This window comes from Trichlorobacter sp. (genome assembly GCF_030247655.1).
Taxonomy (GTDB): domain Bacteria; phylum Desulfobacterota; class Desulfuromonadia; order Geobacterales; family Pseudopelobacteraceae; genus Trichlorobacter.
Window position 1 is genome coordinate 1 of the sequence record NZ_JAOTRZ010000226.1, and the last position, 4,602, is coordinate 4,602.

General features: G+C 51.7%; 5 protein-coding genes. All 5 read left to right on the forward strand.

Translation table 11 applies throughout. The annotated features are described in order from the left end of the window. Positions 1-1,341, forward strand: a 1,341-nt coding sequence (locus OEL57_RS14370) for a ribonuclease R family protein (protein ID WP_300741371.1), incomplete at its 5' end; no start/stop codon positions are given. Between the two features lie 57 nt (positions 1,342-1,398). Continuing rightward, positions 1,399-2,244, forward strand: a complete 846-nt coding sequence (tatC, locus tag OEL57_RS14375) for a twin-arginine translocase subunit TatC (protein ID WP_300741373.1) — start codon at positions 1,399-1,401, stop codon at positions 2,242-2,244. A gap of 121 nt (positions 2,245-2,365) precedes the next feature. Next, positions 2,366-2,767 carry an RrF2 family transcriptional regulator gene (locus OEL57_RS14380; protein ID WP_300741375.1) on the forward strand — a complete coding sequence of 134 codons (402 nt, stop codon included), beginning with the start codon at positions 2,366-2,368 and terminating at the stop codon, positions 2,765-2,767. 340 nt (positions 2,768-3,107) lie between these two features. Then, positions 3,108-3,713 (forward strand): transglycosylase SLT domain-containing protein, encoded by a 606-nt coding sequence (locus OEL57_RS14385; RefSeq protein ID WP_300741377.1) that lies wholly within the window; start codon positions 3,108-3,110, stop codon positions 3,711-3,713. A 318-nt stretch (positions 3,714-4,031) separates the two neighbouring features. After that, on the forward strand, positions 4,032-4,602 hold a 571-nt coding region (locus OEL57_RS14390; RefSeq protein WP_300741378.1), incomplete at its 3' end, for an MCP four helix bundle domain-containing protein.

A 4,602-nucleotide genomic window follows, 5' to 3' on the forward strand; every position in this document is an offset into this window, starting at 1 on the left:
GTCTACTTCCCGAATCGCTGCATCCCGATGTCACCGGAACGGCCCTCAAACGGCATCTGCTCCCTGAATCCACATCTTGATCGCCTGACCATGACCGCCGAGATGCTCTTTGACCAGCAGGGTAAAATGCTGGAGTCCAGCTTCTACCCCAGTGTGATCAAGAGCGATGCCCGCCTGACCTACACCAAGGTCAAACAGGTCATCATTGATGGCGATGAAAAAGTGCTCGAAGATGATCGTGCCCTGACCCCGATGCTGTTGCAGATGAAGGAGCTGGCCCTGATTCTGCAGGCAATGCGCAGGCAACGGGGAAGCATTGATTTTGATCTACCTGAACCGGAGATCATCCTTAGCCTGACCGGACAAACCGAAGCGATCATAAAGAGCGAACGGAACCTGGCCCACCAGCTGATTGAAGAGTTCATGCTGGCTGCCAACGAGGCTGTGGCTCGCTTTGTAACAGCACAGGATATGGCCTTCATTTACCGGATCCATGAACCGCCTGATCCGACACGGCTGACCGCTTTTCGCGACTTTATTCTGCCACTTGGCTTTACCCTGGAGATGAAGGGAGATCAGGTAGAACCATCTGCAATGCAACGATTGATCACCGATGCCGAAGGTAAGCCGGAGGAACGGCTGGTCAACTACGGCCTGCTGCGTTGCATGAAACAGGCCCGCTATGCTGCAGAAAATCTGAAGCACTTTGGTCTTGCCTCCAGCTGCTACACCCATTTCACCTCACCGATCCGACGTTACCCTGATCTGATCGTCCATCGCCTGCTGAAACTGGCCCTGAATCGTAAGGCTGGCACGCTGGACAAAAAAGGGCAGCATGAACTGGAGCGGATCAGCAGCACCCTTTCCGAATCTGCCGAGCACACCAGCACTCGGGAACGGGTGGCCATGGAGGCAGAGCGGGATATTGTGGAACTGAAGAAACTGCAGTTCATGCAGGGCAAGATCGGCCAGGAGTTTGACGGATTCATTGCCGGAGTGACCGGATTCGGCTGTTTCGTTGAACTGTCCGAAGTCTTTGTGGAAGGATTAGTACACCTTTCCACGCTATCAGACGATCTTTACTCATTTGACGAACAGAACCACTCCCTAGTGGGACGCCGGACCGGACGTATCCTGCGGATCGGCGATCCGGCACGGGTTCGGGTGGTTGCAGTCAATCCCCAGGCCCGCAGGATTGAGTTTGTGCTGGAGAGCCATACAGTTGTCCATAGAGATCTGGTAGCAACGCGATCCTCAGCAACAGAAGAGTATCCACGAATTCCGATCAAAGGAAAACGTCCGATACTGAAAGGCACCGCGAACGAAAAACGTCGACGCTAGTTGCGCCTTTATATCGCTTGTGCTAGCGTTGCCCAATCATTACCTACAGGAGCTGTCATGTCTGAAGAACCATCCAAGGTCCTGCCTTTTATTGAACACCTGGTAGAATTACGCAAACGTCTGATCATCATCGTGATTGCAGTAGTCATCGGCATGGGCTTTGCCTGGAACCTGGCCGACGAAATTCTGGTCTTCATGGAAAAGCCGCTGACCGGCGCCACCTACCTGGACACGGCCAAACAGAAGGGCTATCTCTACCTTAAAGAAAACTATCCAGCCATCTATGGCCGTGCAAACCTGGAAAAAGAACTGAACAAACCAAAAAAGCAGCATTCCCTCAACTACACTGCGCCACTTGAGCCGTTCTTTATACAGTGCAAGATATCGGTGATTGCCGGCTTTGTACTTGTGCTGCCGATTGTCTTTCATCAGATCTGGGCCTTTATCGCCCCCGGCCTGACCCGCAAAGAGCGCAAACTGGTGGTGCCGTTTATCACCGTGGCCACGGTTGCCTTCTGTCTTGGTGCTATGTTTTTTCTGACCACCATCTGGCCATTTATCATTAACTTTTCGCTCTCCTACGAAACCGAGGGACTACGCAGTTGGTTGTCACTATCAGCCTATGTTGATTTCTGCCTGCGGCTGATCCTGTTGTTTGGCCTGATTGCCGAGCTGCCGGTCCTCACCCTGCTGCTCTCACGCTTTGGTATTGTCTCTTACGAGTTCCTAGCTCCCAAACGCAAATATGCCCTGCTGGCCAGCTCCATAGTGGCCGCCTTCCACTCAGATCTGGTAACCATGTTTGTGATCATGATCCCGCTTTACCTGATGTATGAGGTCAGCGTATGGGTGGCGCTGATCTTTGGAAAGAAAAAAACGATTCCTGAGCCCGAAACGACTTAACACCCCGGGAGGTACCACCTGTTCAAGAAGATCGGGAGCAGACCAGTAAGCTAACAGGACTTGACAAGTCTTTTGTAGCCACGATATAAAGGGACCATCAAAGTCCTTTTAGGAGCCTCCCATGATGGAACTAACCCGTAAGGGTGACTACGCCATACGCGGTATTATTTATCTGGCCAGCCAGCCTCCCAACAAGATTTCACTGCTCAGTGAAATTGCAGCAGCGGTGGATGTACCCCAGACCTTTTTGGCAAAAATATTCCAGCAGTTCAGCAAGACTGGCATTGTCAAGTCGTTCCGCGGTACTGGCGGCGGTTTTCTACTGGCCGGCCCTCCGGAAGATATTACGCTGCTACAGGTTGTAGAAGCGGTGGAAGGTCCAATCCTCCCCAACCGCTGCGTGTTGAAGGCGGGCGAATGCGAGCGTGATGTAACATGCACCGTGCATCCGGTCTGGCACCAGGTACAGCAAAAGGTGCGTGGCATCCTGGCAAACATCACCCTGAAAGACCTCGCGACATAGTTAACATACTGTTTTTATTAATTTAAACCTATTTTAATTTGACATCCAGCAGCATATTTGCTATAAGCTTCATACAATTCAACCTAACGGTTCAGCTTAAAGTCTCGCGTCAATCAGCGGGACTTTTGTCGTTTTTCAAGCCGACATCATAATTTTGTCGGTAATTTCAGCATGAAAGGAGTTTGCCGGACAAATTCTTCCAACACTTCCGGCCCTGGTTGCCTGTCCGGCACCACCCGCCCAGCCTTCCCCACTCAATCTTATGAAAAAACAAACTATCATCAAAAAAATCAGCTGTTTAACCGTGGGTCTGGCCCTATTTTGGACCCCTGTTCTGTTTATGGCCTGCAGCAAGGGGCCTCAACCTGCTGCTTCCCATGCCTCACTTGACCGCGATCTGTCTGAAACCTCCCTTGAAAAGGAAATTCGTACGGTCATGGAAAAAGGGATTTCCCTGACAGAGCGCAAACGTCAGGTGCCGGTTATTGAACTGGCCTTTGCCCGTCAAACCACTCCTGAACGCGCCCGCAACCTTGCGGCTCTCTGCTACTTTAAAACGCTGGGGACCCCCTTCTCTCCCCTTGACCTGGCAGAAATAGCCCTGGCTGAAACCGGCGGTCACCGGCTATCGTCCAAGGCGACCTCCATCAAAGGGGCCATCGGTGTCTGGCAACTGATGCCTAAACAGGCCCGCAGCCATGGCTACACACCTGAAGAGATGCGTAATGATGAAAAATGTGCCGAGGCAGCGGTACGCACCCTGCTGAGCAAACTGGATGTAGCCGATGGCAATATGGACCGCGCCAAAAAGTTTTACTGTGGTGTCGGTCCCCAGGCGGATGCCTATCTGAAAAAGCTGCGTACGATTCGACAGGCACTGCTTGAAGAGCTTGACCAGACCAAAGAAAAGGTCGCCTTGAATGAAAAGGGAAGCAGCATCCAGTAAAACGCCTTATGGTTCTCATGCTGCTGTTTGGTATAATCTGCTGCATTCACACCTCTGGTGCGACTGCAGCAGATTCTCTACCTACCGCTCACCAATCTTCAGATAGAGACTGCCCTGGGAAAATCCTCCATCCCCCTTGATCATCAGGGCCAATTCTCCATTCCTTCGAAATACGGCCACGATGCAGCTCTACAGCGTTTACAGAGGCTCTTTGCTCAGCCCAGACAGCCCCCCTTTTCGCTTGCCCTGTTCTGCACAGCTCTGTTATAGTTCCTCGGCTTTTTAAGGCATCTGCACCCTCGAAAGGAACTGTTCTCCGTGGAAGATAGCACCCCCGGCACAACTTGCTCTGGCTTGAAACTGCGCACCAGAATGTTCCTCTTGTCGCTGGTCTCCTTTACCGCCATTCTGATCGTTGTGGTGCTGGGAGCCATGCTTCTGAACGAAGTCAGGATCAATGGCAGCAACTACAAAACCATCCGTAACAGCAAAGATGCCCTGGAAAAAATCGCCCTGCTCAAGTCTGACATCTACCAGTTAAACGGCGAGGTACTGGCATTTATGGCAGAGCGGGATCGTAATGATGCCCAGGCTCTACTGGCTAAAATCAAGGATCATACCGACGATATTGACTTTAAATACGATGATGTGCAGGGATTAATCGAATCACAACAAAAACGTGAAGCCATTATCAAGGCTGAGGCGATCTGGAACGACTACAAGAAAACCCTGCTTGAAGAGATTATCCCCTCCGTTCAGCGCGGTGACATGGTTCGCGCCAATGCCCTGCTGAGCGGCATTCAGGAACAGCGTTTCAGTTCCTTCACCTCCACCGTCGCTCTCATGGTAGATAACCTGCGCCGGGACGTCTATCAGACAGAAAAACAGT

What these genes read in the sequence shown, in the direction of transcription:
- tatC (WP_300741373.1), top strand. Translation starts at nt 1,399, where the DNA reads ATGTCTGAAGAACCATCCAAGGTCCTGCCTTTTATTGAACACCTGGTA.
- OEL57_RS14380 (WP_300741375.1), top strand. Translation starts at nt 2,366, where the DNA reads ATGATGGAACTAACCCGTAAGGGTGACTACGCCATACGCGGTATTATT.
- OEL57_RS14385 (WP_300741377.1), top strand. Translation starts at nt 3,108, where the DNA reads ATGGCCTGCAGCAAGGGGCCTCAACCTGCTGCTTCCCATGCCTCACTT.